This is a genomic window from Pantoea sp. C2G6, from assembly GCF_051336815.1.
Lineage (GTDB): Bacteria > Pseudomonadota > Gammaproteobacteria > Enterobacterales > Enterobacteriaceae > Pantoea.
This window is the reverse complement of the sequence record NZ_JBGMNJ010000001.1, coordinates 674966-699497: the sequence shown is the minus strand read 5'-3', so window position 1 is coordinate 699497 and position 24532 is coordinate 674966. Positions and strand designations below refer to the sequence as shown.

Genomic DNA, 24532 nt, shown 5'->3' with positions numbered 1-24532 from the left:
GTCATTGATTGCCGCAAAAGGGCACTTGTATGTGATTTCTGCCTGTCAGCAGATGTCCTCACTGAAAGGTTGTGGTGTAGTTAACCGGCACCCCCTGATCATTGATCACCGCATAGTTAACTGACTCTCCGGGTTTCAGCATGGTGTCACTGTCAATGTAAGCATCAGATTGGGGAGTGAGCGTCAGACTTTTTATTGATTGCTGACCTTCAGAGTAGAGATTCATGCTCATGAACCACGGAGTAGGATTGGTTATGGCGATTTTATTTCCTTTTACCGCGAAACGAAGTTTTTCAGCATCGGTGGTCAGCGGGGGATTAAGTCCCGCAGGCCGGATAAAGATTTTTAGCCGGATTCGCAGCGGTAACACCACTTTACGTTCAGCCTCATTCAGCTCTTTTTTCAGCGCAGGGATCTGATAAATATTTAACCAGTAGAGGCTCTCTTTGTCCGCGGGCAGCGCCTGCCGTGAGGTGAGAACCAGACGCAACGATCGCATTTCTCCCGGAAACATTTTTACAACCGGCGGAATAGCAATGACCGGCGTGATGCTGGCGTCAGGTGAAAGAGTCAGGTCGCCGTCATCTGTCCAGATTTGCAGATAGGTTTCGTTTTCGCCGCTGTTGACGACGTTAACAGACTGAGCCAGATCCGATTGATTGAAAACGATCCGGGTTTTATCCACATTGACCACCGCCCGGACGCTGAATGAGAGCAGGACGGCAGATAACACGACGACGTTACTGAAAACTGACCACAACCTGTAACTGCGCATTAACTGTTCCTGCTGTAATAGTTTGTCCGCTGAGCGCTTCAAGAGAAGCGGTGAAATCACCACTGTAAATATCGGTGCCTCCTGAGGAGATTTGCGACGTCAATTCTTTATAGCCATACCAGCCTCGACTGTTGCCGGTGCCAGTCTGGGTTCTGTCAGGCAGTAAATTAAGCGCCGTATTATGGCTGTCATAAATCTTTATCCCGACGCCGGAGGCGGCAACGCTGCTGCCATAGTGGGTATCCAGCAGCCAGGTTAAACCACCGCCGGCGGTAGTCAGCCCCAGATTTCTTGCCTGCGTTACCGCATTTGACTGGTTGACGAGAAAACCCATGGCTACGTTTGCTGAGGTAAACGTCGAGGTACTGGTGCTGGAGATTGCACCCGACTCGCACTGGATGGTGATATGAAAAGGTGCCTGACTTTTCCCACCTGCGGCAAGAGTATTCACGCTGACGGTGGGTAGCAGCACCACCGAAGGATAATCCTGAACTTCGCACAGCGCGCCACGCACGTAGGTGACATTTGAGAAGGTGCTCCAGGCGGCGGGCCAGTTACGGTAAAACCCATACCAGTAAACGAGGCTATCCTGGCCCACGTTCAGATTATTGGTATCCAGCCCCGGCCCTTTAAAAGCAATATATCCGCGAGGCTGTGTCCAGGTGTCCACATAGCGACTGCTGTTGCTGGCGTAATAGCGGGTAGAGTCTATTTTAAACATTTCATACAGCACATTGCTGAAGGCACTGGCCGGAATATAGATATAGGTGCCATCGGAATACCAGTCACTGGCGGTCAGCTGGCGGGCTTTCCAGTAGCGGCTGTAATATTCGCCGGTTTTCAGATTGGTCAGCCTGACGGCGACATTTGCAGCGACATCATAATAGGCGCCGTCGACTTCAGAAGTCACATATTGACCAGCAAACGGGCTGTCGCCATTGGTGGCATACATCTCATACAGACTGCCTGCATCAGCCTGGTCGCAGCGGTATAGAATCTGGTTAGCAGAGTAGGGAACATTGCTGGCCGATGACAGAAAGCTACCCACCGAACTGGCCAGCAGCGTGCCTGAGGGCTGGAAGGTCTTTCCGCTATTAATGCTGATAACAGATGGCAGGCCCACATTTCCTGAGCAGGTGTCGCAGGCTCCGGTCCAGTAGGCGGCGGTATAGCCTGCTGCAATCGCGCGCTGAGACAACGAAGATGTGGCGGTGACAACGCTGCAAGTAGCCCAGGCGGGCACATTAAGCAGCAATAAAAAGACAGACAGGAATAACTTATTGATTCTCACACGATTAACCCTTGTGGCAGACAGCATCCAGGCGAACAATATTTTCATTCACGCGACCGGTTATTTGATAATTAACAAAACAGGTTTTATTGCCCTTATCTTCCCAGCTGACTTTTAAGGTGCCAGAGTCATGCGGGACACGTGCATATAACTGCCCGCCCTGGCCGACAATCCCTATTACGGTATTATCAGCATCACGGACCTCGGTCCCCATTGGCGGGATTTCATGATCTTCATTTTTGAGCGCAATTAAGACGGCCTTACCCTGCAACGTGGCAAAATTAATCTGCGTAACGGAACCGGCATAGGGCACAACGCGCTGGCTTCCGCCGCTTAATTCGGCATCAGCATTCATATAGCGGGTATCGAGACTGACGGTGTTAGCCTGGTAAGGGGTCAGCGACGGCAGGATAGCGTAGCCAAAATGATCAATGACGGCACCCTGACCATTACGTACGCTGGCTCCCTGGGCTCCATCCGCATGGATAAGCGCAAAGGTATCGCTGGTATAAGGTCCGACAGTGACGCCGCCGCGATGGATCAGCAACGTACCTGAAAGCCCTAATCCCGCCTGGCGATAGTTATCCCCCTGACCATAATTCACTCTGATCCCGCCTGCCCGGGTATTCTGCTGAACATTTCCGCCAAACGAGACAGGGTGGCCACCGTTATTTTGTGAATTTTCAGTTCCACCATACAGCGACCAGGATCGCTGGTTGTTCTCGCCTGACGAGCCGGTGAGTGAGACGATCGAATTATTTGTCTCTTTAGCGTGGTTGTAGTTATAGGCCACTGAGGCAGTGTGATTGCCCCAGTTCAGCGGAACCGAGACATTCAGCGAAACGGTATTTTCGGTATACCTCTCGCGGTATAAATTATTATCGTCGTCCAGATTCAGTCCAAAACGATCATAATTCCAGGTGGTACGCTGGCGCGCCACATTAAGACTGTAACTGATGTTATTCCAGCTGTTGTTATAACCTGACTGAAGCTGAGTAATACGCGACCGGTTATTATAGTAATCCGCCGTACTGGCGCTCAGGCTGATTAAGCCATAACCAGCCATTGACTGACTCAGCGTTACAGAAAAATTATTACGCTGATGCAGCGTATCTGAATAGTAACGGATGCCACTGTCCTGTTGGCGTCGAACGCCCAGCACATCCTGAAGGTCACGATAACCGCTGGTTGAGTAACGATAGGCGGCCAGCACCAGGTTGGTTCCGGTAGCAAAAGTTTTACTGTAGCTCAGCTCGGCGCGCCATCCGCTGGCACTGCTATTGCCAACCTTTGCGTCAGAAAAGGTAGTGTTTAATCCCACCGCGCCAGCCGCCGAGGTCCAGACACCGCCAAGCAGCCAGGCCTGATAATCCTGAGCCAGCCGCGATCCAGCCGTAGCGGTCAGTCGGTTACTGATGCCGTGTTGCAACAGCCCTTCAAAGAAAGTGTTATTCACAGCGTAGAACTGCCGCACCCGACCCAGAGCAATGGAGTAATGCCAGTTTCCCGGCCTGACCGAATCGGGAACAGAGGCATAGGGAACGGTAAACGAGGACGATTTCCCGGTGGATTCTATAATCTCAACATCGAGATCGCCCTGGCCGAGGGTGTGAGTCAAATCGTTAATGACAAAGGGGCCGGGCGCAACGCTGGTCTCATAAATAACGCGATTCATTTGCCTGACGATAACACGGGCACTGGAGGAGGCCACGCCACGAATTTCGGGCGCATAGCCACGCCGGCTTTGCGGACGCATTCTTTCATCGGTCGTGAGCTTGACGCCATTATAAGAAAGCGTGCCAAACTGCGAACTTTCTGTATAGCTCTCTCCCAGGGTCAGCAGACTGTTCAGCGGCTGAATGGGACGCTGAAGCCAGCTTCGGACCATTGTATAGCGAACGTCGCTGCCGGTGACGTTATTGTCGATAAACCGCAGGTTGCCCTGATGGCGCAGCTGCCAGTTATCAATATTGGTGCCGGCCGTGACGCCACTCCAGAGATACTGGTATCTGTAACCGGAATCGCCGTTTTCCGTCCAGTTATATTGAGTGTTATGCCGGATGAAAAGGGCGGAGATCCCTTTGTCCCACTCGGCGACAGGAATATTTCCCCGAGGCAGATGAATTAATTCCGCGTCCGGGATAGTAAATTGCAGTCGCAGTGAAGGCTGATCAAATTGCCAGCGGGCTGCGGATGACCAGTGACGCAAGGGCTGACAGCCTCCGCTGGCTGATGATTTATTCAGAGACTTAAGACTTAATAATTGAGCCACCGTCAGGGGGAGACAGGGTTCTATCGGCTGACCTTTCCCGGCGGCCACAAAGGTCAGCGTGACGCCACTTTTAACCAACTTATTGTTGACATAGAGATCGACATAATAGTTGCCAGGGGCAATAGTCTGATGGTTAAACTGTTCAATATTCCGGCCAAAGGCGGAACCTTTAAACAGCGAAGGATCGAAATAGTACCCATCAGCGTGTCCATACGTTGAAAAAGTGAAGGATGCACAGACAGGCAAAAAAAAGATGCGGAGATCACCTGCCCGCAATCGGAAAGTCTTCACTGACTTTTGCCCCCTGATCATTCATCGCTGAAACAGAAATCACGCTATTAGCGGATAAAGAGTGTGTTGACGATGGGCATCTGACTATTTTTTGAGAAAAGGGCGCAATCATATCAGCGGCACAGGCTGTTTTTTTGCCTGCTGTTTTTATCGCAACCTCGGTAAGTGAGAGATACCAGGGTTGAGTGTTATTGATTTCAACGCCCTCTTTGCGAACTGTGATTTTTATATCCTTGAAAACATTTACCGGCTGACCAATCGCTTTGGGACGATAAAAGAGTTTCATGCGGTTACGTAGCATTAAAAAAATAGCATTACGTCCTGATTCCGTCTGAATATTACCCGGCGGAATTTGCAGAGAGTTGAACCAGTAAAGCGTCTCGCGATCCTGCGGCAATGAGACCTCAGGCAGAAGTCGGATTTTTAAAAGCTGGCCGGTCAGCGGCTGAATCCGAAACAGTGGGGGGGTAAGAATGAAAGGTACATCACTCTTATCATCGGGTTGTGAATTGATATTGCCATTATCAAGCCATGCCTGCATGACATAAGGGATACTATCGTTGTTCTTTAACTGAACATCGACGGAAAGAGCATTGCCCGGATAAATAATCCGGCTACCAAGAATAGTGACGCTCGCCTGGACTTTATCCGCAATAAACGTCATCAACAAAATCAGGATTACCCGTCTTAATGGGAAAAGCATAATACGCGAATACATGTCGGCTATCTCAAGCGTGGCGTGCGTAGCTGGCCAGCCAGATACGCACGTAAAATATTACTGGTAAGTCACGGCATATTGCAGTGATGCGGTCACCGTACCGGCAGTTGGCGTGCCTGAGGCGTAATAACGGGCAGAGTAGGTGGCCGAACCCGAGGTTTCACCCGCCTGAAGCGTCAGGTCACCGCTGCCGGTATAGCCACTGGTCAGATTAACCACCGCATCTTTCGGATCGAGGATTTGTACCTCAACGTTTTTGGCGGTGCCGGTGTTAGATAAGTTACCGGCAGCGCTAACGTTATTCCCCACAAACACCGTCGAGATTTGGGTGGTCGCGGTGCTGTCCCCGGTACATCCGCTGACGCCCAGGGTAAAGGTAGTGTCACCCGCAGTGGCACCAGAGGCGGCAAGGTCCGACGTACTGACGGTGGGTAGCAGAACGACCGGGGAAGCATTGTTACCATTGACAGAAACAGAGCAGGTTTCAGTGGTCACTTCTCCCTGGAAGTTGATGGTGTTATCAGAGGCGGCAAATACGCTGGCTGACACCAGTCCGGCACTGATTAATACAGCCAGATTAAGCGTTCTGAATGTGGTGTTCATTTAATACTCCTTTATCATAATTATGCGGAAAACAACTGATTGAGACTAATGCCCATTTTCCGGCGAATGGCATCTTTGATGTTATAAACGCGCTTGATTTCCAGCCCCATTTCTCTGGCAATAATCGGCAGTGAGAGTCCGTTCACCGCCAGATCAAGGAACCTGACTTCATCCTGTTTAAGTGCGTTCACTTTTTTTCTGACGTCGCCTTTCACGCCGAAATAACAGCCCTGAATTTGCCTGTTTATCTCCTCCAGGGACTGGTCGGTATAAATTACAGTCTGGATTCGCAGATCCTCCTTTTGCCAGTACGCCGCCAGCGGCTCCATATGGCGATCACTGACGATAATCAGCATTAAGCCGGTATTTTTTAAATACTCAATCCAGTTACTGTTGGTAAAATACCTGACGTTTCCTCTGGAGAAGTCCACGAATACGCATCCTCTGCAAAAGAGGCTTTCATATTTTCCAGCGACCATGCCAAGTATGGATGAAGCGAAAAAATGATTCCCTCCCGGCCAGGTGGTGATTTTTTGCAATGGACATCGGTTATAAATGTCTGATGCGCGATGGGTGAGTTCACAGCCATATTTACAACTGGCGCAGCGAATTTCCTCTCTGGTTATCTTTATCATAATGTTTTAGCGTTGTTGCGAGAGTTGTGATTATTTTATCGATAAAAATCTCCGCGTTTCAAGGCGATGAAAATTACCTGCTATTTTCTTTATTCGGATTTTTCTTAAGTAGCCACCTCCAGGGTTGGGAGTAATATTGGTTGAAAATTCGGGACAAAAACGGCGAATATCCTCTCAGTAACGCAGAGAGACCAGGATTTTCTCGATTTCGTTAGGAATATTTCGCAAATTACGCCAATTTGATCAATAAAAATTCCGCACTCAAAGCTAAATGTGCGTAAATTTTAGTCGCTAATGGTTGCTCTATATAACGGCCAGCCCGACTGACATTTACAAGTAGTTTTTTAATTACCCGGATGCCGCTAACTTCTTTATTTTCTCATGACGCTCTGGATATTTAATTTTTCAATTAAAAAATTAGCAAAAATGCCTGCTGTTAACGCTCCGTTTAATTAAGAATAATCCTGGTAACAAAGATGTTAATAGACGACCCTGCTGAAAATGTTGATCCAGATCAATTAGTTAGCGCATGATGAGATCACCATTTTCCGCTGTGTAATTAAAAGATCAGCTATCTATATTTATTTTTTTACCGGGTTTTTAGATTCAGGTTTTGTATGCTAATAATCTTTCTTACCGCTTTAAATTTTACGTTTCGCTTTTTTATCTGATTACATAAAACAGCAGAGGGTGGTTTGATGACAGACCAGAGCAGGGGCGTGACATCACATTTTGCGTAGTGCTGAAAGTGCTAAAAACGACCGAATGGTGCAGGCACTCCTTTTCCCGGCACAAGGTAAATCCTCACTGCGCGAGGGTGATAGTCTTGCAATCGCAATGCGAATAGTCATATGCACTCGGCTGACCAACAGAGAAAACGGACTCAGCTTTGCCCGATAATTCCGGGAGTTAACTGGCAGGCAGCTGAGCGAAAAAAGCGTCGTTGCACCTGGGTGGCATTTACGGGTGTTAGCGTGGCAGACAAAGAAGAGGAATAAAAAAGGGGTGTGCATAGACGTCTCTACAGCATTTTTGTGGCCGTCAGTCCTGATCAATGCGCCAGTTTTCACGTAGCGACGTCACTGTTAAGTGAGCAAAGCACTTACAGCGTTAAACGGTCCGCGTGCGCAACGGCTCCAGCCAAACGCAGAAGGTATGAAGCCAGCGCTGCATCGTCAGCCTGCAAATCTCTGACATCAGCGTTGTTGCTGAGGATAGCGCGTAGCGTCACTGAAGATGATTCTGCACGAGAAGTCAGGCTGAATGACGGCGCATCACAGCAGGTCAGTCCCGGAAAGCGTCAGCGACAGTAAAAGGGTCATGCAGACGTCATTATGGTTTCTGACAGATTTTGCTGTAACGAGGAAAACAGCCAGGATCAGCACCAGACGATGACCAGCCCAGATAACAGACCCGCAGACTCCCGGTGATAATCAAAATGCGCATAATGTATATTATGTTAAATACGATCTCAGATTACCTCCGCCAGACCGCCACCTTTGTTCCCTGCCGAGTTCTGATGCCCAGTCATCTCCAGTCTGGCTGATTCTGTGCGCTGACTACATAACATCTAATCGATCACGACGACTGATACACACGAAACTGCCAGGCAAATTCCCTTGCTGCCTTCACCTGCCCTAATCCGTCATGCGCTTATCAGCTACACATGCGCAGAACCTTCCATTGCTCCCGCGCATCTGTATCACAAATTATTCCGCTGCTGGCGCTGCCGCCTTATCAATCGCCTGCTGCAACATCGACTCCACCGCGCCGCCAGGGAAAACAGTCACCTTATCGGCTGTTGCGCCCGACGCAGGCATCACGATGATCCCTGGCGTGCCCTGAAAGCCCACATTTTTTGCCAGAATGTCCGTCCGTGACAGAATTGTCAGCATATCGCTCTCTTTGCCTTTTAACTTTGTCTTACCGGCGGCTGCGGTAATATCTTTCTGCGTCAGCGCACCCTCAGTATGGCCAGTGGCAAACAGCGCATTATGATAATTCATATAGGCATCTCCGCCTTTCTGCTGCCAGATGCGTAAGCCGGTTTCCGCCGCGTTGAAGGAAGGTTTCCAGCGTGCGCCGAAGATTGGCCACTCCTGGAAAACAAATCGTACCTGCGGGTTATTTTTCATTAATGACTGCATCACCACCGCCTGTCGGGCGCAGACGATGCACTGATAATCAAAAAACTCAACCAACACCACGCTGGCATCCGCCGGACCGATGGACGGCACTGACTTATCATTCAGCAGCGCATCCTGATGCTGAAGCGCCGCCGCGGTCATCGCTGTTATTTGCTCATCGTACTGAATCTGCTGTAATTTCTGGTCAACCTCAATCAGCAACTCCGGGTGTTTTAACAGATAGGCTTTCACTACTTCACCTATTCTGGCTTCCTGTTGCGGTGTAAACAGCGCTTCCGCATCTGGGGATGGTGCCTGCGCCGCCTTACTGACTGCTTCCGCATCATTTGCCTGCTGCACCGGCGTCACCGCAGGCTGAGCAACGTGCGGGTCAGAGGAGGATGCCGCACTGTTTGTCGCTTCAGGCGCTGGCGATTGTGGCGCGGCGGCTGATGGCGTGGCTGGCGCGGAACTTACCGGTGGTTCCGTGGCGGATTGCGGCTGCGATCCTGTCGCGGGTGGCGGAGTCAGCGCCGGGGCTGATGGAGCCAGAGCGGGATTCCCCTGCGCTGCTGTTCCGCTGGGTGACTGCGTGGATGCGGTATTAACAACACCGTTGCCACCTGCGGAATCCGCGGCTATTGCGCCCGGCACTGCGGAAGCCCCGGCCAGCAACATCACAGCCAGCGCCAGGTTATTCATTTTCATTGGTTTTTTAATCCTTGATTAATTGATCGCTGACGGCGGAGAGCGCGTATAATCGCCCCACTCTCCGTCGTCATAAGCGTCTGTGGCGGCGTCAGATTAAACGGCAGAAATGACAAAAGCGTCGCGCTGAATCAGCCGCCGCCAGGCCCGGCTATTTTTCAGTAGCGAGCCGGGTAAGTCGTTGACGGACGTCATTTAATGCAGCGTTAAGCCCCTGCTTTGGCTCTGCGCGGAGGTGGTCAATCTGTTTTGCTAAGCCCTCCCCGCACATTAGTCACAAAGATATAATGTATTAGAGCTATTGTATGATGTAACTAAATTGGTGGCTTAGCCAGCCTCAGAAATTTCACATTTTCCGCCGCGGATTGTCGCTTCCGCGCTAATCCCTCTACTCTCTGCGCTGTCACCTCTTTCTACTCAGTCAATAAAGGAAACATTGATGAAAACTTCATACGCTCTGATTGCCACATTACTGATGACCTCTGGCGCGTCTGCCATCGCCGCCCAGCCTGCCGCGGCGAAGAACCCGTTAAGCGTGCATGTCCTTAACCTGCAAACCGGTCAGCCAACGGCGGGCATTGAAGTTGAACTGGATCAGAAACAGCAGGATAACTGGGTAAAACTGGCGTCCGGGGTCACCGATAACAATGGCCGTATCAGCGCCCTGTTCCCGCAGGATAAAACCACCAGCGCCGGCAGCTATCGCGTGGTGTTTAAAACCGGTGATTTTTATAAGAAAACTAACCAGAAAACCTTCTTCCCGGAGATCCCGGTGGAGTTCAACATGGACGCCAGCGGTGAGCACTATCACATCCCTCTGCTGCTGAGCCCGTTTGGCTATTCCACCTATCGCGGTAACTGATCCCAGCCCCGCCCGGCACCCTCTCAGGTGCCGGATTCACTTCCCAGCGCCAGCTTTTCCGCAAAATTCGCCACCAGCCAGTCAATAAACAGACGTAAGCGGTGCGAAACATGACGGCTTTGCGGATAGACCACATGAAACGGATAACCGGCGGGCCGCCAGTCGCGCAGAATTTCCACCATTTCGCCCTGCCGCAGTAGCGGATGAAGCGCATAACTAAAAGTCTGGATTATTCCCAGCCCCGCCACCCCGGCCGCCAGATGCGCGTTACTTTCATTAACCCCAAAACGGTGAGCCGGTTTAATCTCAACCTTCATCCCTTCCCGTTCATAACGAAACAGAAATGGTCTGCCGCTCTGTGGCGAGAGATAGCTCACCAGCCGGTGGCCGTTTCGCAGCTCGTCAGGATAGGCAGGCACGCCATATGCCTTAAGATAGGCTGGCGTGGCGCAGGTTATCAGCGTGCCGTAGCCCAGCAGACGGGCAACCAGCGACGAGTCCGATAAGGGTCCACCGCGGATAACACAGTCAACGTTATCACCAATCAGATCGACCGGACGATCGGAGACTCCCAGTTCCATCGTGATGTCAGGATAGCGCTGACAAAAGTCAGGCAGCAGCGGGATCAGCACCTCTCTGGCCGTGGAGCCGCCAATATCCACCCGCAACCGCCCACGCGGCCTGCTGCGAACGGCGCTGAAGCAGGCATCAATATCCTCAAGATCGTGCAGGATACGCAGCGCCTTTTCATAATATTCCTGCCCTTCCTGGGTGACGGTTACCCGTCGGGTGCTGCGCTGCAATAGCCGGATCGCCAGATGCGCTTCCAGCTGCTGAACCAGCTTACTCAGCGTCGCCTTTGGCATATTCAGTGAGTCAGCGGCGCGGGTAAAACTGCCGCTCTCCACGACCCGGGCAAAAGCCCGGATAGCCAGAAGTTGATCCATTGCCTTCCTCTTATTATCCACCCACAGAGATAGTCATTTTCATTTTAGCGTATTTATCCGCCAATCCCGCCCCCTTAAAGTAGCCATCAGCCCGCCAAGCCTGGGGCAACACCTTCACTCACCTATTTCTGGAGAAGCAAAGATGAACGCACCATTGACAGGAAAAATTGCATTGGTTACTGGCGGCACCAGCGGAATTGGGCTGGCGAGCGCGCGTGAACTGGCAGCCCAGGGCGCCCGGCTCTTTATCACTGGCCGACGCCAGACAGAGCTGGATGCCGCCGTTGCGGCAATTGGCGGTAACGTCAGCGGAATTCGGGCAGATGCGTCACGGCCACACGAGCTGGATGAGGTTTACGCCTGTATCGCCGCGCAGGCGGGTCATCTCGATATTTTGTTCGCCAATGCCGGGGGCGGCGATATGCTGCCACTGGGAGCGATCACCGAAGAGCATTTTGACCGCATCTTTGGCACTAACGTACGCGGTGTGCTGTTTACCGTGCAGAAAGCACTGCCGCTGCTGGTTGATGGCGCCTCGGTGATCCTGACCGGTTCGACCGCCGCTACGCAGGGCACCGCCGCCTTTAGCGTTTACAGCGCCAGTAAAGCCGCGGTGCGTAACTTTGCCCGCTCATGGGCGCTGGATCTCAAAGATCGGGAGATCCGGGTCAACGTTGTCAGTCCGGGTCCGGTCCGCACGCCAGGCCTGGGCGATCTGGTGAGTGAGGAGCAGCGTCAGGGGCTGTTTGATACGCTGGCGGCTCAGATACCGCTTGGTCGTCTGGGCGAACCTGAAGAGGTGGCCAGAGTAGTGGCGTTTCTCGCCTCCGACGGGGCCAGTTTTATTAATGGGGCCGAGCTGTTTGTGGATGGCGGTATGGCGCAGGTCTGAAGGCAACGGCATCAGCCTGGTTGATCCCGGCGGCGACAATGCCGATCGTCGCCGCTGGCTGACGTCGGATCACCGCCCCACTCTCCCCGCAGTCACAAATTGTCACCTGCCAGCCCCGCAGGCTGGCCAATCCCCCGCTATAGTTATTGCCTGTCACGTTAGTCATAAAACCATGGAGATAACATGAGCCAACTTTTTTCCCCGGTCTCACTGGGTGAACTCACGCTGGAGAACCGCATTGTGATTGCACCAATGTGCCAGTACTCCGCTGAGGCGGGCAGCGCGACCGCCTGGCACCGGATCCATCTGGGCCAGCTCTCTTTTTCCGGCGCGGGCCTGATGATTATCGAAGCCACTGCGGTCGAAGATATTGGTCGCATCTCGCCCGGCGATCTCGGTTTGTGGAATGATGACAATGAAGCGGCGCTGAAAACGGTACTGGAAGATGTCCGCCGCTACTCCTCTATCCCTGTTGGCATCCAGCTTGGTCATGCCGGACGTAAAGCGTCATGCGCGGTGCCGTGGGAAGGCGGCAAACAGATTGCACCGGATGCCGAAGGTGGCTGGCAGACCATCGCCCCTTCCGCCCTGAGTTACAGCGCGGATGAAGTGAAACCGCTAGCGATGAGTACTGGCGATCTGGCGCGGGTAAAACAGGCGTTTGTGGATAGCGCCCTGCGGGCGGTGCGTCTTGGCATTGCGCTGATTGAAGTGCATGCCGCCCACGGCTATCTGCTGCATCAGTTCCTCTCGCCGCTGTCGAACCAGCGCGACGATGAGTATGGCGGTTCGCTGGAAAACCGGATGCGCTTCCCGCTTGAGGTCTTCCAGGCGGTGCGCGATGCCGTGCCTGCTTCACTGCCGGTGGGCGTGCGTATCTCCGCGACCGACTGGGTGGAAGGCGGCTGGGAAATCAAACAGTCGATCGCGTTCTCTCGCGAGCTGGAAGCACTGAACTGCGCCTATATTCATGTCTCCAGCGGCGGCCTCTCTGAAGATCAGCAAATCAGCGTCGGACCTAATTATCAGGTGCCGTTTGCCCGTGATATTCGTCAGGAGGTGTCGATGCCGGTGATTGCGGTCGGTTTAATCACCGAGCCGCAGCAGGCAGAAGATCTGCTGCAACAGGGCGAAGCGGATCTGGTGGCGCTGGCGCGTGGCATTCTCTATGACCCACGCTGGCCGTGGCACGCCGCCGCCGCGCTGGATGGTAAGGTGCGGGTGCCGCCACAGTATCTGCGTTCAGAGCCGCATGATGTGAAAGGCATTCTGACCGAAGATAGCTAAACCGGACCCGGCAGGCCGCGCGGCTGGCGGTCTGCCGGAACTGAAGAGTAAAAAGCGATCAACCGCGATCGTAGCAGGCCTGCAAAGCAAGATGCGGACCGGTCAGGGGCCGCTGGCTGACGGGAAACTGCTGCGCCACCGGCGTCATCGAACTCTGCGCCAGCGCCACCTGCACCGCCCCCTGCTGATAAGCCTGCTGCACCGCGGCGTTAATCAGATCGAAATAGCGCGCCGTCTCCCCCGCCCTGAATGCCGCCCAGGCCTGCGCCACCAGCCACACCTCAACCTCACTGCCCGGCTGACAGAAAAGTTCCCGCGTCGCCGCCAGCGTTGACTCCGCCGCACACAGCGCCACGGTCGGACCCGCCTGTTGCTGTAACGCGCTGGCCAGCATCCTGTCGGTACGCATGACCCGATCTGACGGGTGAGTAAAATCATCGGCAACCGGAGCCAGCGTCGAGCAGGTAATCAGTAGCGCATCAAACTGCGGCCGCAGCGACCTGATCAAACCAGCAATACGCTCACGCAACTCCGCCCTCATCCCTCCGCTACGCTCCGCCTCTGCCAGCAGCGCTGGCATCACCAGATGGTTCAGCGGCGGCTTCGCCTGAGTCAGAGACGCCGCCGCGTCGTCAAAGATGGCGATATTACTGGCCGCCGTGTGTAAGCAGAGGATATTCATGCAGCTTCTCCGGGATGAGAGGTCAGCGTTCAGTATGCCAGGCTCTGTTCTGGATAACCACTGCCCCCCTGAAACGCGCAACACGCCTGACGGGTTTATCTCTGGCCGGTTTCATTTTGCAAGCGGATGTGAATATCACGCTGCCTGAAACGGCGCGGTTTCGCTTGTGACACCGCCGGTCAGCCGTCGCGCTCCCTCACTCCGGCATCCCCTCTACCGCCCGGAGCGCTAAATGCATTCCCTTTTCTATCATCTACACTTTGACGGGTGTTCACAGGGTGATGCTTTGTGCATCGCCAGGCAATAAAAGGATGACAACATGACTGAACAAGCAGGCCAGAATCACGCCTGGTTACTGGCTTCACGCCCGCACGGCGAGCCGACCAAAGAGAATTTCCGCCATGTGGCGCAGCCGATCCCGGAACTCAACGAGGGTGAAGTGCTGCTGAAAACCATCTACCTGTCGCTCGACCCCTACATGCGTGGCCGGATGGATGAGGGCAAATCCTACGCGGCGCCGGCGGAGCTGGATCAGCCAATGGTGGGCGGCACCGTCTGCCAGGTGGCCGCGTCAAAGCATGGCGACTACCAGACCGGTGAGTGGGTGCTGTCCCAAAGCGGCTGGCAGGAGTATGCGATTTCAGATGGCAAAGAGCTGGCGAAGCTGGGCAACGATCTGCCGCATCCGTCATGGGCGCTGGGCATCCTGGGTATGCCGGGCTTTACCGCCTACATGGGCCTGATGGATATTGGCCAGCCCAAGGCGGGAGAAACCCTGGTGGTGGCCGCGGCAACCGGTCCGGTGGGTGCCACCGTCGGTCAGTTAGGTAAACAGCAGGGCTGCCGCGTGGTCGGCGTCGCCGGTGGTGAAGAGAAGTGCCGTTACGCGGTGGATACGCTGGGCTTTGACGCCTGTCTCGATCACCACAGCGCCGACTTTGAAGAGCAGATGAAAAACGCCTGCCCGGATGGCATCGATATTTATTTCGAAAACGTGGGTGGCAAAGTGTTTGACGCGGTCTTCCCGCTGCTGAATACCGCTGCGCGCGTGCCGGTCTGCGGTCTGGTCTCCGCCTACAGCCAGCGTGAGCTGCCGCCTGGCCCGGATCGCACCTCGCTGATCATGGCGGGCATTCTGAAGCGTCGCATCCGTATGCAGGGCTTTATCATCTTCCAGGATTATGGCGACCGCTATCCTGAGTTCCTCGACGCGATGCGTCCGCTGGTGGAGAGCAACAAAATCCACTATCGCGAGCATATGATTGAGGGACTGGAAAACGCGCCACAGGCGTTTATCGATATGCTGAATGGCAAAAACTTCGGTAAAACCGTGGTGAAAGTCGGCTGATAAGCCGCTGGCGTGCCGCGTCACTGACGTGGCACGCCGCTCATTAGTGTGACGGTCGTGATACGTGCTCCGCTGCAGCACAGTTCGCCGCAGCCACCGCCTCACTTAAATCTGCCCCGCCGCTTAAGCGCTGACACAGTACCCCGACAAAACAGTCACCGGCACCGTGGGTGCTGACCAGCGTCACTTTCTGCGCCGCCAGGCTCCGGGTCTGACCCGCCTCGCTGTAAGCCACGCCATGCTCACCGGCCGTCACCACCACGCTGGCAAACCGGCTGGCCAGCGATTCCGCGGCAGTGCGCGCTGATGTCAGATCCTGCACGCTGATCCCGCACATATCCCGCGCTTCAATCGCATTGACCACCAGCAGATCGATACAGCCCGCAAAGGCTGCTGACAGCGGCCGCGCGGGTGCGGCGTTCAGACAGACGGTGATTCCCCGCTGCCGCGCCGCCTGGGCTGCACTGAGATTGACCGCTTCCGGCACCTCGTTTTGCAGCACCAGCAGCGACACATCCTGCCAGAAAGCGGGCTGCTCAAAGGTCTTCAGCGCAATCTGCTGATTGGCGTTGGAAACCACCACCGCACCGTAATCCCCTTCGGCGTCAGTGATCGCCACGCTCATGCCGGAGGGCAGCGTCTCTGACACGCTGACGGCCGCGCAATCGACCCCAGCCTGCTGCAACTGATCCCGCAGAAAACGCCCCTGCTGATCGTCTCCGACCGCACCGGCAAAGCGCACCGCTGCCCCGGCGCGGGCCGCCGCCACCGCCTGATTGCCGCCCTTGCCGCCAAACTTATAGTGGCAGGCGCTGCCCATCACCGTTTCGCCTTTCTCCGGGCGATGCGGTGCCTCCAGCATAATGTCGTAATGAAGACTGCCGGTGACTGCAATTTTGCTCATAGTTAGAATTCCCGCAGATCCTGAACCGCATGCTGGGTTTTCATCAGGTTCTTCTCCGCCCGCTTCAGATCTTTCTTGGCGATAGCGACAAACAGCGCATCCAGGATATTAAGCTGGGCGATGCGTGACGCGGCGTTTTCCCCTAACAGATGCGATCCCTGAGAGGTTGAATTGAGTACCACATGCGCGTTGCGGGCGATCGGTGACTCCGCGTAGTTGGTAATGGCGATCACTTTCGCACCATTCCGTCCCGCCAGTCTGACCGGATCGTTCACCGCACGTGTGGCACCCGAATGGCTGATAGCGATAACCACATCGTCATCAGAGAGCACCGCGGCAGACATCAGCATAATGTGCGCGTCATCATAGGCGGTCGACTTGATACCTATCTTCAGCATCTTGTGCGACAGATCGCGCGCCACCGCGGCAGAGCCGCCGACGGCGTAGAGATCGATATGACGCGCCTTAAAGATAATCTCCGCCGCGCGATTAAATTCAGAGACATCCAGAATCGACAAGGTCTCTTCGATCGCCTGGATTGAGGTTCTGAACACTTTGGCCAGCAACTGCTCCGATGAATCATCCGGCTCAATTTCCGCATGCAATCCCGCCACCTCAGACTGGTTGTAATAGATGAGGCCGCTTCTGAAATGTCTGAATCCGGTGAAGTTAAGTTTCTTGGTTATCTTCACGATCATCGCTTCAGAGACATTATTCTCCCGCGCAATCTCTTTTAAAGAGGAGTGCTCGGTAATATCGGTTCGGGCAATAATTGCCTCAGCCACCCGACGTTCTAACGGCGTCAGCTGGGGCAAACGCATGCGAATCTGAGCGCCAATGGCTCGCGGATCTTGCTTCATTACTTGCCTCGGGTCGCCCGGTCAATCAACATCGCTATGATAATAATAAGGCCGGTAGCGAGCAATTGGTAAAAGGCCTGAATGTTCAGCAGCGTCAAGCCATTACGTAACGCGCCGAGGATAATCACCCCAATCAGCGTGCCGAAGATGCTGCCCTTGCCGCCCATCAGCGAAGCGCCACCAATCGCCGCGGCGGCGATGGCGTCCAGCTCCCACAGATTACCGATAGTCGGCTCGGCGGCTCCCAGGCGGCCAATCAGGATCAGCGACGCCAGCGAGGCGAGCAGACCAGAAAAGACATAGACCGTGACCTTGGTGCGCTTCACCGGCACACCCGCGACCCGCGCCGCCTCTTCATTGCCGCCAATCGCCAGAATATATTCCCCCAGCGGGGTTTTATTCATCACCGTCCAGAGCAGCAGCGCAATCACCGCCACAATCACAATCGGCGTCGGAATGCCGAATACGGTACTGTTGATCAGGCTGCGGAAGGCGAGCGGAATACCGAAGATCGGATTGCCGCCGGTGTAGATCAGCGCGATGGCCCGGAACAGCGACAGGCCGCCCAGCGTGACGATAAAGGGTTGCAGCCCGGCGTAGGCGATCAGCGACCCGCTGAACAGACCGCAGACTGCGCCAACGCCGAGCGTGGCGAGGATCGCCAGCGGCACTGGTACGCCAGCCACCATCAGGGTCGCGCCCAGTACCGCCGAGAGCGCAGCCGTGGGGCCGACCGAGAGATCAATCCCGCCGGAGATAATCACCAGCGTCATACCCAGCGCGATTAAGGCGTTGATCGACGACTGCTGTAATATATTCAGCAGGTTGGGCACGGTAAAAAAGACCGGTGACAGAAAGGAAAATGTCACCACGATAATTAATAAGCCAATCAAGGTGCCGGCATCGCGCAGATTAAATTTAAGCCGCGACGAAGGTCGGCTATCCGACCGGGCAGAGGTCTGAGTCATCATAGTTATAACCTTTAGTCGTGTCAGGTAAGGGGTCAGGCGGTCTGATCAACATCTTTAATGGCAAAGCGGGCGATGTTCTCTTCGGTAATCGCGCTGCCGGTTAACTCTTTGGTTATCCGGCCCTCCCGCATCACCAGTACCCGATCGGAGATGCGCATGATCTCGGTCATCTCTGACGAAACCACCACGATCGCTTTCCCCGCCTGGGCCAGCTTTTCAATCAGGGCGTAGATCTCCGATTTGGCCCCGATGTCGATGCCGCGCGTTGGCTCATCAAACAGAAACACATTGGCGTCCGCGGCGACCCAGCGACCGATAATCACTTTCTGCTGGTTGCCCCCGCTCAGCGTGCCGATGGTTTTTTCAATATCGAGCGGCCGCAGCCGGAGATCGCCCATCACAGCCTGCGCCTCACGATTCAGCCGCGGCTGACTGAGCAGACCCAGTGAGGTGAAACGGTGCATTGAAGGCAGCGCCATATTCATCTTCACCGCCCGCTCCCGGATAATGCCCTCTTTTTTACGATCTTCCGGCACCAGGCCAATGCCGGCGCGGATCGCCGCCCGCACGTTGTGATTGCTGACCTGAGTGCCATTGACGCTCACCGTGCCGCGGGTGCGTTTGTCGATGCCGGCGATCAGCTTGAGCAGTTCGGTACGTCCCGCCCCGACCAGCCCGGCGATCCCCAGCACTTCACCGGCCCGGACGCTGAAGTTCGCCCCGACCACCTCGTGACCCCGGCTCAGATCCTCGACCCGCAGCACTTCCCGGTCGCTGACGAAAGCCTGATGATCGAGCTTGTCGATTTTTCGTCCCACCATCCGCGCGACGATACTCTCTTCATCCTCATCACAGATATTCACCACCCCAACCTGCCTGCCATCCCGCATAATGGTAGCGCGGTCACACACCCGGAAAATCTCATTCATCTTGTGTGACACGTAGATCAGCGACACCCCGGTCGATTTCAGATCGGCAATCAGCTCCGCCAGCCGGTCAAACTCGCGGGGCGTCAGGCTGGAGGTCGGCTCATCCATGGCGATGATTTTGGCGTCGTCCAGCAGCGCCCGCGCAATCTCCACAATCTGCTGCTGCGACACCTTAAGCTCCCGAATTGGCGTTCGCGGATCGATAGTGGGATCGAGCGTTTTCAGAATCAGCGTGGCGCGCGCCAGCTGCGCTTTCTTATCCACCCACCAGCCGCCCGCGCGGGTCAGCGGGCGGCCCAGAAACATGTTCTGTGCCACGGAAAGCTCCGGTACGTGCTGCAACTCCTGGTGGATCATCGCGATACCGGCCTGTCGGGCGCTGAGCGGACTTTTAATCTGCACCACCGCCCCGTTGACGCTGATCTCACCACTATCGGCCCCGCGTACGCCGGAGAGGATATTCAGCAGCGTGGACTTGCCCGCGCCGTTCTCTCCAATCAGCGCGTGAACCTCGCCGGGCCGTACCGAAAAATCGACATCCTGCAACGCGGCGGCGTTGCCGTAGCGTTTACTGATGCCGCGCATAATCAGGCGAAACTGTTCCATACCCGCTCCGACGAACTTATTGCTGGGCCAGAAGCTGACGCAACCGGTTGTTGTCTTTGGTGGAGAACGCCTCAACGTTCTCTTTGGTGATCAGCGCCTGCGGCGTTGAGATAACCCGTGACAGCTTCTGGCCGTTGATCAGGCGGATCATCACATCCATCGCCACCTCACCGGTCAGCACCGGGAAGCTGTCCACCGTGCCGGTCAGTTCGCCGCGCTTAATCGAGGCGTAGGCGTTGGAAATCCCGTCGGTACCGAAGATCGCCACCTGTGACGCCTTGTTCTGTGCCCGCACCGCTTCCACCACGCCCAGCGCCATGGTGTCGTTGTTGGCGTAGAAGCCGATCAGATCGGGATGCTGTTGCAGAATGGTCGAGGCGGCGTTAAACGCCTGCTCGCGGCTCCAGTTGGCGGGCACGCTGGCAACGATGGTGAACTTACCGGCGCTGTCCAGCGTCTCTTTGAAACCGCGGGTGCGTTGTCCGGCGGCATAGACGCCCGGCTGCCCTTCAATCACCGCCACTTTGCCGCCCTGCGGATGGTGCTGAATAAACCATTTCGCCACCCGCACGCCATTATCTTTCTGGACGTTGCCGACGTAGTAGCGGGCATTCGGCATTACCGCATCGTTGACGTTCACCACCGGGATATTTTTACTGTTGGCGCTCTCCAGCGCAGGCTCCAGGTTGATGTCGGTCTGTGGCGAGACCAGCAGGCCGTTAAAGCCCTGCGAGATCAGGGTCTCGGCAATCGACAGCTGACCGAGCTGATCGTCTTCGTTGGCGGCGGCCTGATAGGCGACGGTAACGCCATATTTCTTCGCTGCGGCCTCGTAGCCCTGGCCGAGCAGACGCCAGTATTCATTGGTCAGGGTTTTCGATACCCCGCCAATTTTCAGCGATTTATCCACCTCAGGCAGTGCGCCATATCGGGTGTCGAGCTGGGTCCAGTCGGTGCGATCCGGTTCAGTGTCAGATTGCAGCGGAGCCAGTTCCGCCGCATAGACGGTGCTGCACAGCAGGGAGGAAGCGATGAGCGCGAGCAGACGTTTTTTCATTTTTTTATTCTCAGCATGTAGGTAGAGGTTTTCTGTTCTTAACGTTAATCGGCAGTCAGCGTGCCAGCATGATCTCATTGACGATCTGCTGTGAGGCGACCGCATCCTGACGCGCAATCGCCGACAGTAATTCAGCGTTGTCGTGCAGCTGGTCACAGAGTTTCAGTAAGCGGGTCACGGTGGCGATGTTGCTTTCCGCTTCACGGATCGGGTCGAGGCCGCTGGCGTCCGGGAAGGTGTCGAAATAGTAGGCGCCGCTGTAGCCGTCACGCTGCATCTGCCAGAGAAACTCCAGCGTGGCGCGCGGATTGACCGAGCCGACCATCAGGCCGTCATCGCGTTTGCCCCAGCCGTCGTTGAGGTCCAGGCCGAGCAGCCGTGAGCGGCGCGCCACCATCGCCGCGGCGTAGGCCGGGATCTCGTTGGCAAACAGCACATGGGCAAAATCCAGGGTGATCCCGAGGTTGGGGCAGCCCGCCTCCTCCACCGCCAGCAGACAGGTGGTGGCGTTAGGAAAGATACTGTAGGCGCGCGGCTCATTGGGTTTGTATTCGATGCTGACGTCGACGTCGGGCGCATACTCCGCCACTTCACGCACCGCGCTGACCGCGTCCTCCCAGATCTTCTTATAGTCCGCCTGGAAGCAGTAGTCGAAGCCATCCTGCCCCATCCACAGCGTCATCAGCCGTGAGCCAAACTCCCGGCCAGCGTCGATACCGCGCTTGGTCAGCTCAATCGCTTCGCGACGCACTTTCGGGTCCGGGTGGGTAAAGGCGCCGATTTTGAACTGCGGCGCATCCCAGCGCATCTGCATGCCGTTGACCGCCAGGCCCGCGTCAGCAATCGCCTGGCGCAGGGTGGCGATGTCGCTGGTGAGATGCTGCGGAAAGTTAAGATCGAGATGGGTCAGGCCGTTGACCTTTCCTGCGCGGGCCACCATCTGCAACACTGACGGCTTGCCCTGTAAGTCGGGCCAGTAGAGGTGTGCGCCCGAGGCGAACGAGTTGAGACGGGTAGCAAATTTCAGTTCCGACATAAGGGTCAATCCTTCAGAGTGCGTATTGTGAAGTACTTTTCATATTCACAGTTAATTGTGAAGTTATGTATTAATCTACGCCTCGCGGCTTAATGCGCAAGTCTGTCAGAACGGGGAAATCACCAAACTGGGAGAGATGTCACGAAATAGTTTCAGTGTGTTATCAGATGGTATGCGGGCAATAGCGGGAGAAAGAAGTGTAAAAACAACCGGTTATCGCACAGGGTCGGGACAGAAGTCTGACAGGAAGAGGCGTAAAAAAAGCTGAGCGCCAGGGCGGCGCTCAGCAGGTCAGGATGACGTCAGCGGGTTATTTCAGGCGGAAAGCCACAACGCTGTCGCCCTGGGTGGTGCCGAGCGAGCCGTGGCCGCCTGCGGCAATCACCACGTATTGCTTACCATCTTTACCCATAAAGGTGGATGGCGTCGCCTGCGCGCCGGCGCTCAGTTCAGTCTGCCACAGCAGTTCACCGGTGGTGCTGTCGTAGGCCCGGAAGAAGTTATCCGCCGTCGCCCCGTGGAACACCAGATCACCCGCGGTCATCAGCGGTCCGCCGTGCGCCACCATCCCCATCGGGAAACCGAGCGGGAAACGGCCCGGCAGGAAGCTGGTTTTCAGGTTTTTAGTGGTGCCGACGCGGCGCAGCCATGCGGTTTTGCCGGTGGTCAGATCCACTCCCACCATCCGTCCCCAGGGTGGCGCGATGCAGGGAATGCCCAGACCGGATGCCATCTGCTGGATATGGATCGCGTAGTCACCGTGGAAGTTCTCATTCCAGTAGGGAGTACCATCTTTGGTGAAGGTACGCTGGGTTTCGGTTTCCGGCGTGCGCTTAATCAGGTTGTATTTGTAAGCCAGGCGCACCGGTGCCGCAATCAGCATCTGACGCTGCGGATCAACCGCGACTGAACCCCAGTTAAACACCCCGATGTTGCCAGGGAAAATCAGCGAGCCTTTTTCGGTCGGCGGCGTCCATGGATTCCCGTCATAACGCAGCTCGCGGAAGGTGGTGCGGCAGGCCATCTGGTCAAACGGCGTGATGCCCCACATTGACTTTTCCGTCAGCGGCTGCGGGATGAAGTTCAGGCTGGAGACCGGCTGGGTCGCCGCATACTGTTCACCCTGGATACCATCGGTAGAGACCTTAACCTGCTCCACCGGGTAGACCGGCTCACCGGTCAGACGGTTGAGCACAAACAGGTTGCCGGTTTTGGTCGGCAGGATTACCGCGGGCTGCGGCTTGCCCTGATAGTTAATGTCCACCAGCGACGGCTGAGACGGGTTATCGCGATCCCACAGGTCGTGGTTGGCACTCTGATAACGCCACTTAAAGGCACCGGTTTTCAGATCCAGCGCCACCAGCGCGTCACGGAATTTTTCGGTGTTGCTGGCAGGATCGCGCTCAATACCAACTTCATCCGGCGAGGCGTTACCAAACGGCACATAGACCAGGCCATTTTTCAGATCGGCGCTCAGCGTCGCCCAGGCAACCGGCGTATCCTGCGGATAGGTCGCTCCCGGCGCGACCGGCGCGGTCTTGTCCGGGTTGGCCGGATCGAAGTTCCACACCAGGCGACCGCTGACGGCGTCGTAGGCGCGGATCACACCCGATGGATTGCCGCTGTTGAAGCCGTTATCCATTACCGAACCGCCGACAATCACCAGATTGCCCGCCACCAGCGGAGCCGCGGTCTGCATCAGCGCGTGCGGACGCAGCTGGCCCATGTTGGCGCGCAGATTGACCACCCCGTTATCACCAAAGTCCGCGCAGGGCTTGCCGGTGTCGGCATCCAGCGCCAGCAGGCGGGCATCGGTGGTGGCGTTGAAGATACGCTTGCGGCAGATCGCCGGCTCTGCGCCCTGCTGCTGCGCGGCCTGCTGACCGGCGTCGAAGTAACTCACGCCGCGACAGGTCTGGTGCTGTTGCAGATAAGAGCGGTTTTTATCCGGTGCGGTTTTCCACTTCACCGCGCCGGTTTCCGGGTCAAGGGCGTGAACCTCGTTATGCGGCGTACAGAAGTAGAGCATGCCGTTGGCTTTCAGCGGCGTCGCTTCAAAGGTGTATTCGGTGGCATCATCACCCTGACGCAGATCGCCGGTGTGATAGGTCCAGGCCACTTCCAGATTTTTGACGTTCTCTTTGGTGATCTGATTCAGCGCGGAGAAACGCTGGCCCTCTGTGGTGCCGCCGTACGCGCTCCACTCCTGCGTCGCTCCGCCGGTTGCTGAGGCGTTACGTGGCGTGGTGATGGTGCCCTGCTGTGGCAGCGGATCGTAGAAGCAGAGGCCGATAACCAGCAGCACCATTACGCCTACTGAGCCACCCAGCAGCGGATGAAAGGCGCGCTGCCCTTTATAGAGCGAACGCACCACCCACGGCATCGCCAGCCAGAGGCCCAGCACGCCAAACAGGTCGCCGCGCGGGATCCACTGCCACTTATCGAAGCCGACTTCCCAGACAATCCAGAGCAGGGTTATCCACATCAGCACGGCATAGAGCGTCAGCGCGCTGCGCTTATTCAGAAACAGCAGGATCGCGCTGAGCAGCACGCCCACGCCCATCAGCGCGTAAAAAGCGCTGCCTCCTGCCAGCAGGAGTTCTCCTCCCATGTAGATCAGGGCGACAGCAAATATCGCCATGATGATACTGGTTATTTTCGTGATCATGATCCATCCCCGGGTCATTAGCGGCACTAAAAAGTGAAATAAGAAACATAAATTCAACGAGATC

Annotated in this window: 21 protein-coding genes; 5 read left to right on the top strand and 16 right to left on the bottom strand. The window is 55.7% G+C overall.

What is annotated here, in order from left to right; all coding sequences use genetic code 11:
* Positions 1–58 precede the first annotated feature (58 nt).
* From ACCW71_RS03340 to ACCW71_RS03310, 7 genes are all read right to left on the bottom strand, one after another.
* Positions 59–775, bottom strand: a complete 717-nt coding sequence (locus tag ACCW71_RS03340) for a fimbrial assembly chaperone (protein ID WP_436369627.1) — start codon at positions 773–775, stop codon at positions 59–61.
* A complete protein-coding gene (gene stbD, locus ACCW71_RS03335) occupies positions 741–2114 on the bottom strand; it encodes a fimbrial usher protein StbD (protein WP_436369625.1) in 1374 nt (457 codons plus the stop codon). The genes ACCW71_RS03340 and stbD overlap by 35 nt, the downstream gene beginning before the upstream one ends.
* Positions 2071–4650: a fimbrial outer membrane usher protein gene (locus ACCW71_RS03330; RefSeq protein ID WP_436369623.1), complete on the bottom strand. Its 2580-nt coding sequence runs from the start codon at positions 4648–4650 to the stop codon at positions 2071–2073. The genes stbD and ACCW71_RS03330 overlap by 44 nt, the downstream gene beginning before the upstream one ends.
* Positions 4601–5293 carry a fimbria/pilus periplasmic chaperone gene (locus ACCW71_RS03325; protein ID WP_436369621.1) on the bottom strand — a complete coding sequence of 231 codons (693 nt, stop codon included), beginning with the start codon at positions 5291–5293 and terminating at the stop codon, positions 4601–4603. The genes ACCW71_RS03330 and ACCW71_RS03325 overlap by 50 nt, the downstream gene beginning before the upstream one ends.
* Positions 5294–5404: 111 nt before the next feature.
* Positions 5405–5950, bottom strand: a complete 546-nt coding sequence (locus ACCW71_RS03320; RefSeq protein ID WP_436369619.1) for a fimbrial protein — start codon at positions 5948–5950, stop codon at positions 5405–5407.
* Positions 5951–5970: 20 nt separating this feature from the next.
* The gene (locus ACCW71_RS03315) at positions 5971–6489 is read right to left on the bottom strand and encodes a LuxR family transcriptional regulator (protein ID WP_436369618.1); all 519 of its coding nucleotides are present in this window, start codon (positions 6487–6489) and stop codon (positions 5971–5973) included.
* A gap of 1805 nt (positions 6490–8294) precedes the next feature.
* A complete protein-coding gene (locus ACCW71_RS03310) occupies positions 8295–9071 on the bottom strand; it encodes a thioredoxin domain-containing protein (protein WP_436369617.1) in 777 nt (258 codons plus the stop codon).
* A 41-nt stretch (positions 9072–9112) separates the two neighbouring features.
* Between ACCW71_RS03310 and ACCW71_RS03305 the strand changes: the two genes are divergently transcribed.
* Complete coding sequence (locus ACCW71_RS03305; RefSeq protein WP_436369616.1) at positions 9113–9319, top strand: hypothetical protein; 207 nt, start codon at positions 9113–9115, stop codon at positions 9317–9319.
* Positions 9320–9858: 539 nt separating this feature from the next.
* Positions 9859–10281 carry a hydroxyisourate hydrolase gene (uraH, locus tag ACCW71_RS03300; protein WP_436369614.1) on the top strand — a complete coding sequence of 141 codons (423 nt, stop codon included), beginning with the start codon at positions 9859–9861 and terminating at the stop codon, positions 10279–10281.
* A gap of 23 nt (positions 10282–10304) precedes the next feature.
* Here uraH and ACCW71_RS03295 read toward each other — a convergent pair whose 3' ends face one another.
* A complete protein-coding gene (locus ACCW71_RS03295) occupies positions 10305–11228 on the bottom strand; it encodes a LysR family transcriptional regulator (protein WP_436369612.1) in 924 nt (307 codons plus the stop codon).
* A 142-nt stretch (positions 11229–11370) separates the two neighbouring features.
* On the opposite strand from ACCW71_RS03295, the gene ACCW71_RS03290 reads away from it, so the two are divergent.
* Both ACCW71_RS03290 and ACCW71_RS03285 read left to right on the top strand, forming a co-directional pair.
* Positions 11371–12120 carry an SDR family NAD(P)-dependent oxidoreductase gene (locus tag ACCW71_RS03290; protein WP_436369611.1) on the top strand — a complete coding sequence of 250 codons (750 nt, stop codon included), beginning with the start codon at positions 11371–11373 and terminating at the stop codon, positions 12118–12120.
* Between the two features lie 183 nt (positions 12121–12303).
* Positions 12304–13407 (top strand): NADH:flavin oxidoreductase/NADH oxidase, encoded by a 1104-nt coding sequence (locus tag ACCW71_RS03285; RefSeq protein ID WP_436369610.1) that lies wholly within the window; start codon positions 12304–12306, stop codon positions 13405–13407.
* A 58-nt stretch (positions 13408–13465) separates the two neighbouring features.
* Here the strand turns inward: ACCW71_RS03285 and ACCW71_RS03280 are convergent, their stop codons facing one another.
* Positions 13466–13987, bottom strand: a complete 522-nt coding sequence (locus ACCW71_RS03280; RefSeq protein WP_436369719.1) for a glutamate racemase — start codon at positions 13985–13987, stop codon at positions 13466–13468.
* A 421-nt stretch (positions 13988–14408) separates the two neighbouring features.
* On the opposite strand from ACCW71_RS03280, the gene ACCW71_RS03275 reads away from it, so the two are divergent.
* Positions 14409–15437 carry an NADP-dependent oxidoreductase gene (locus tag ACCW71_RS03275; protein ID WP_436369608.1) on the top strand — a complete coding sequence of 343 codons (1029 nt, stop codon included), beginning with the start codon at positions 14409–14411 and terminating at the stop codon, positions 15435–15437.
* A gap of 43 nt (positions 15438–15480) precedes the next feature.
* On the opposite strand, the gene ACCW71_RS03270 is transcribed toward ACCW71_RS03275, so the two are convergent.
* The 7 genes from ACCW71_RS03270 to ACCW71_RS03240 all read right to left on the bottom strand — a co-directional run bounded on the left by ACCW71_RS03270 (position 15481) and on the right by ACCW71_RS03240 (position 24468).
* Positions 15481–16341 carry a PfkB family carbohydrate kinase gene (locus ACCW71_RS03270; RefSeq protein ID WP_436369606.1) on the bottom strand — a complete coding sequence of 287 codons (861 nt, stop codon included), beginning with the start codon at positions 16339–16341 and terminating at the stop codon, positions 15481–15483.
* Between the two features lie 2 nt (positions 16342–16343).
* Positions 16344–17201, bottom strand: a complete 858-nt coding sequence (locus ACCW71_RS03265) for a MurR/RpiR family transcriptional regulator (RefSeq protein WP_436369604.1) — start codon at positions 17199–17201, stop codon at positions 16344–16346.
* Positions 17201–18172 carry an ABC transporter permease gene (locus ACCW71_RS03260; protein WP_436369603.1) on the bottom strand — a complete coding sequence of 324 codons (972 nt, stop codon included), beginning with the start codon at positions 18170–18172 and terminating at the stop codon, positions 17201–17203. Before ACCW71_RS03260 ends, ACCW71_RS03265 begins: the two co-directional genes overlap by 1 nt.
* Before the next feature lie 32 nt (positions 18173–18204).
* On the bottom strand, positions 18205–19707 hold the full coding sequence (locus ACCW71_RS03255; protein ID WP_436369601.1) for a sugar ABC transporter ATP-binding protein: 1503 nt from the start codon (positions 19705–19707) through the stop codon (positions 18205–18207).
* Between the two features lie 16 nt (positions 19708–19723).
* On the bottom strand, positions 19724–20764 hold the full coding sequence (locus ACCW71_RS03250) for a sugar ABC transporter substrate-binding protein (RefSeq protein WP_436369599.1): 1041 nt from the start codon (positions 20762–20764) through the stop codon (positions 19724–19726).
* A gap of 55 nt (positions 20765–20819) precedes the next feature.
* Positions 20820–21800, bottom strand: coding sequence for a TIM barrel protein (locus ACCW71_RS03245; RefSeq protein WP_436369596.1), 981 nt, complete (start codon positions 21798–21800; stop codon positions 20820–20822).
* 310 nt (positions 21801–22110) lie between these two features.
* A complete protein-coding gene (locus tag ACCW71_RS03240) occupies positions 22111–24468 on the bottom strand; it encodes a membrane-bound PQQ-dependent dehydrogenase, glucose/quinate/shikimate family (protein ID WP_436369595.1) in 2358 nt (785 codons plus the stop codon).
* Positions 24469–24532 lie beyond the last annotated feature (64 nt).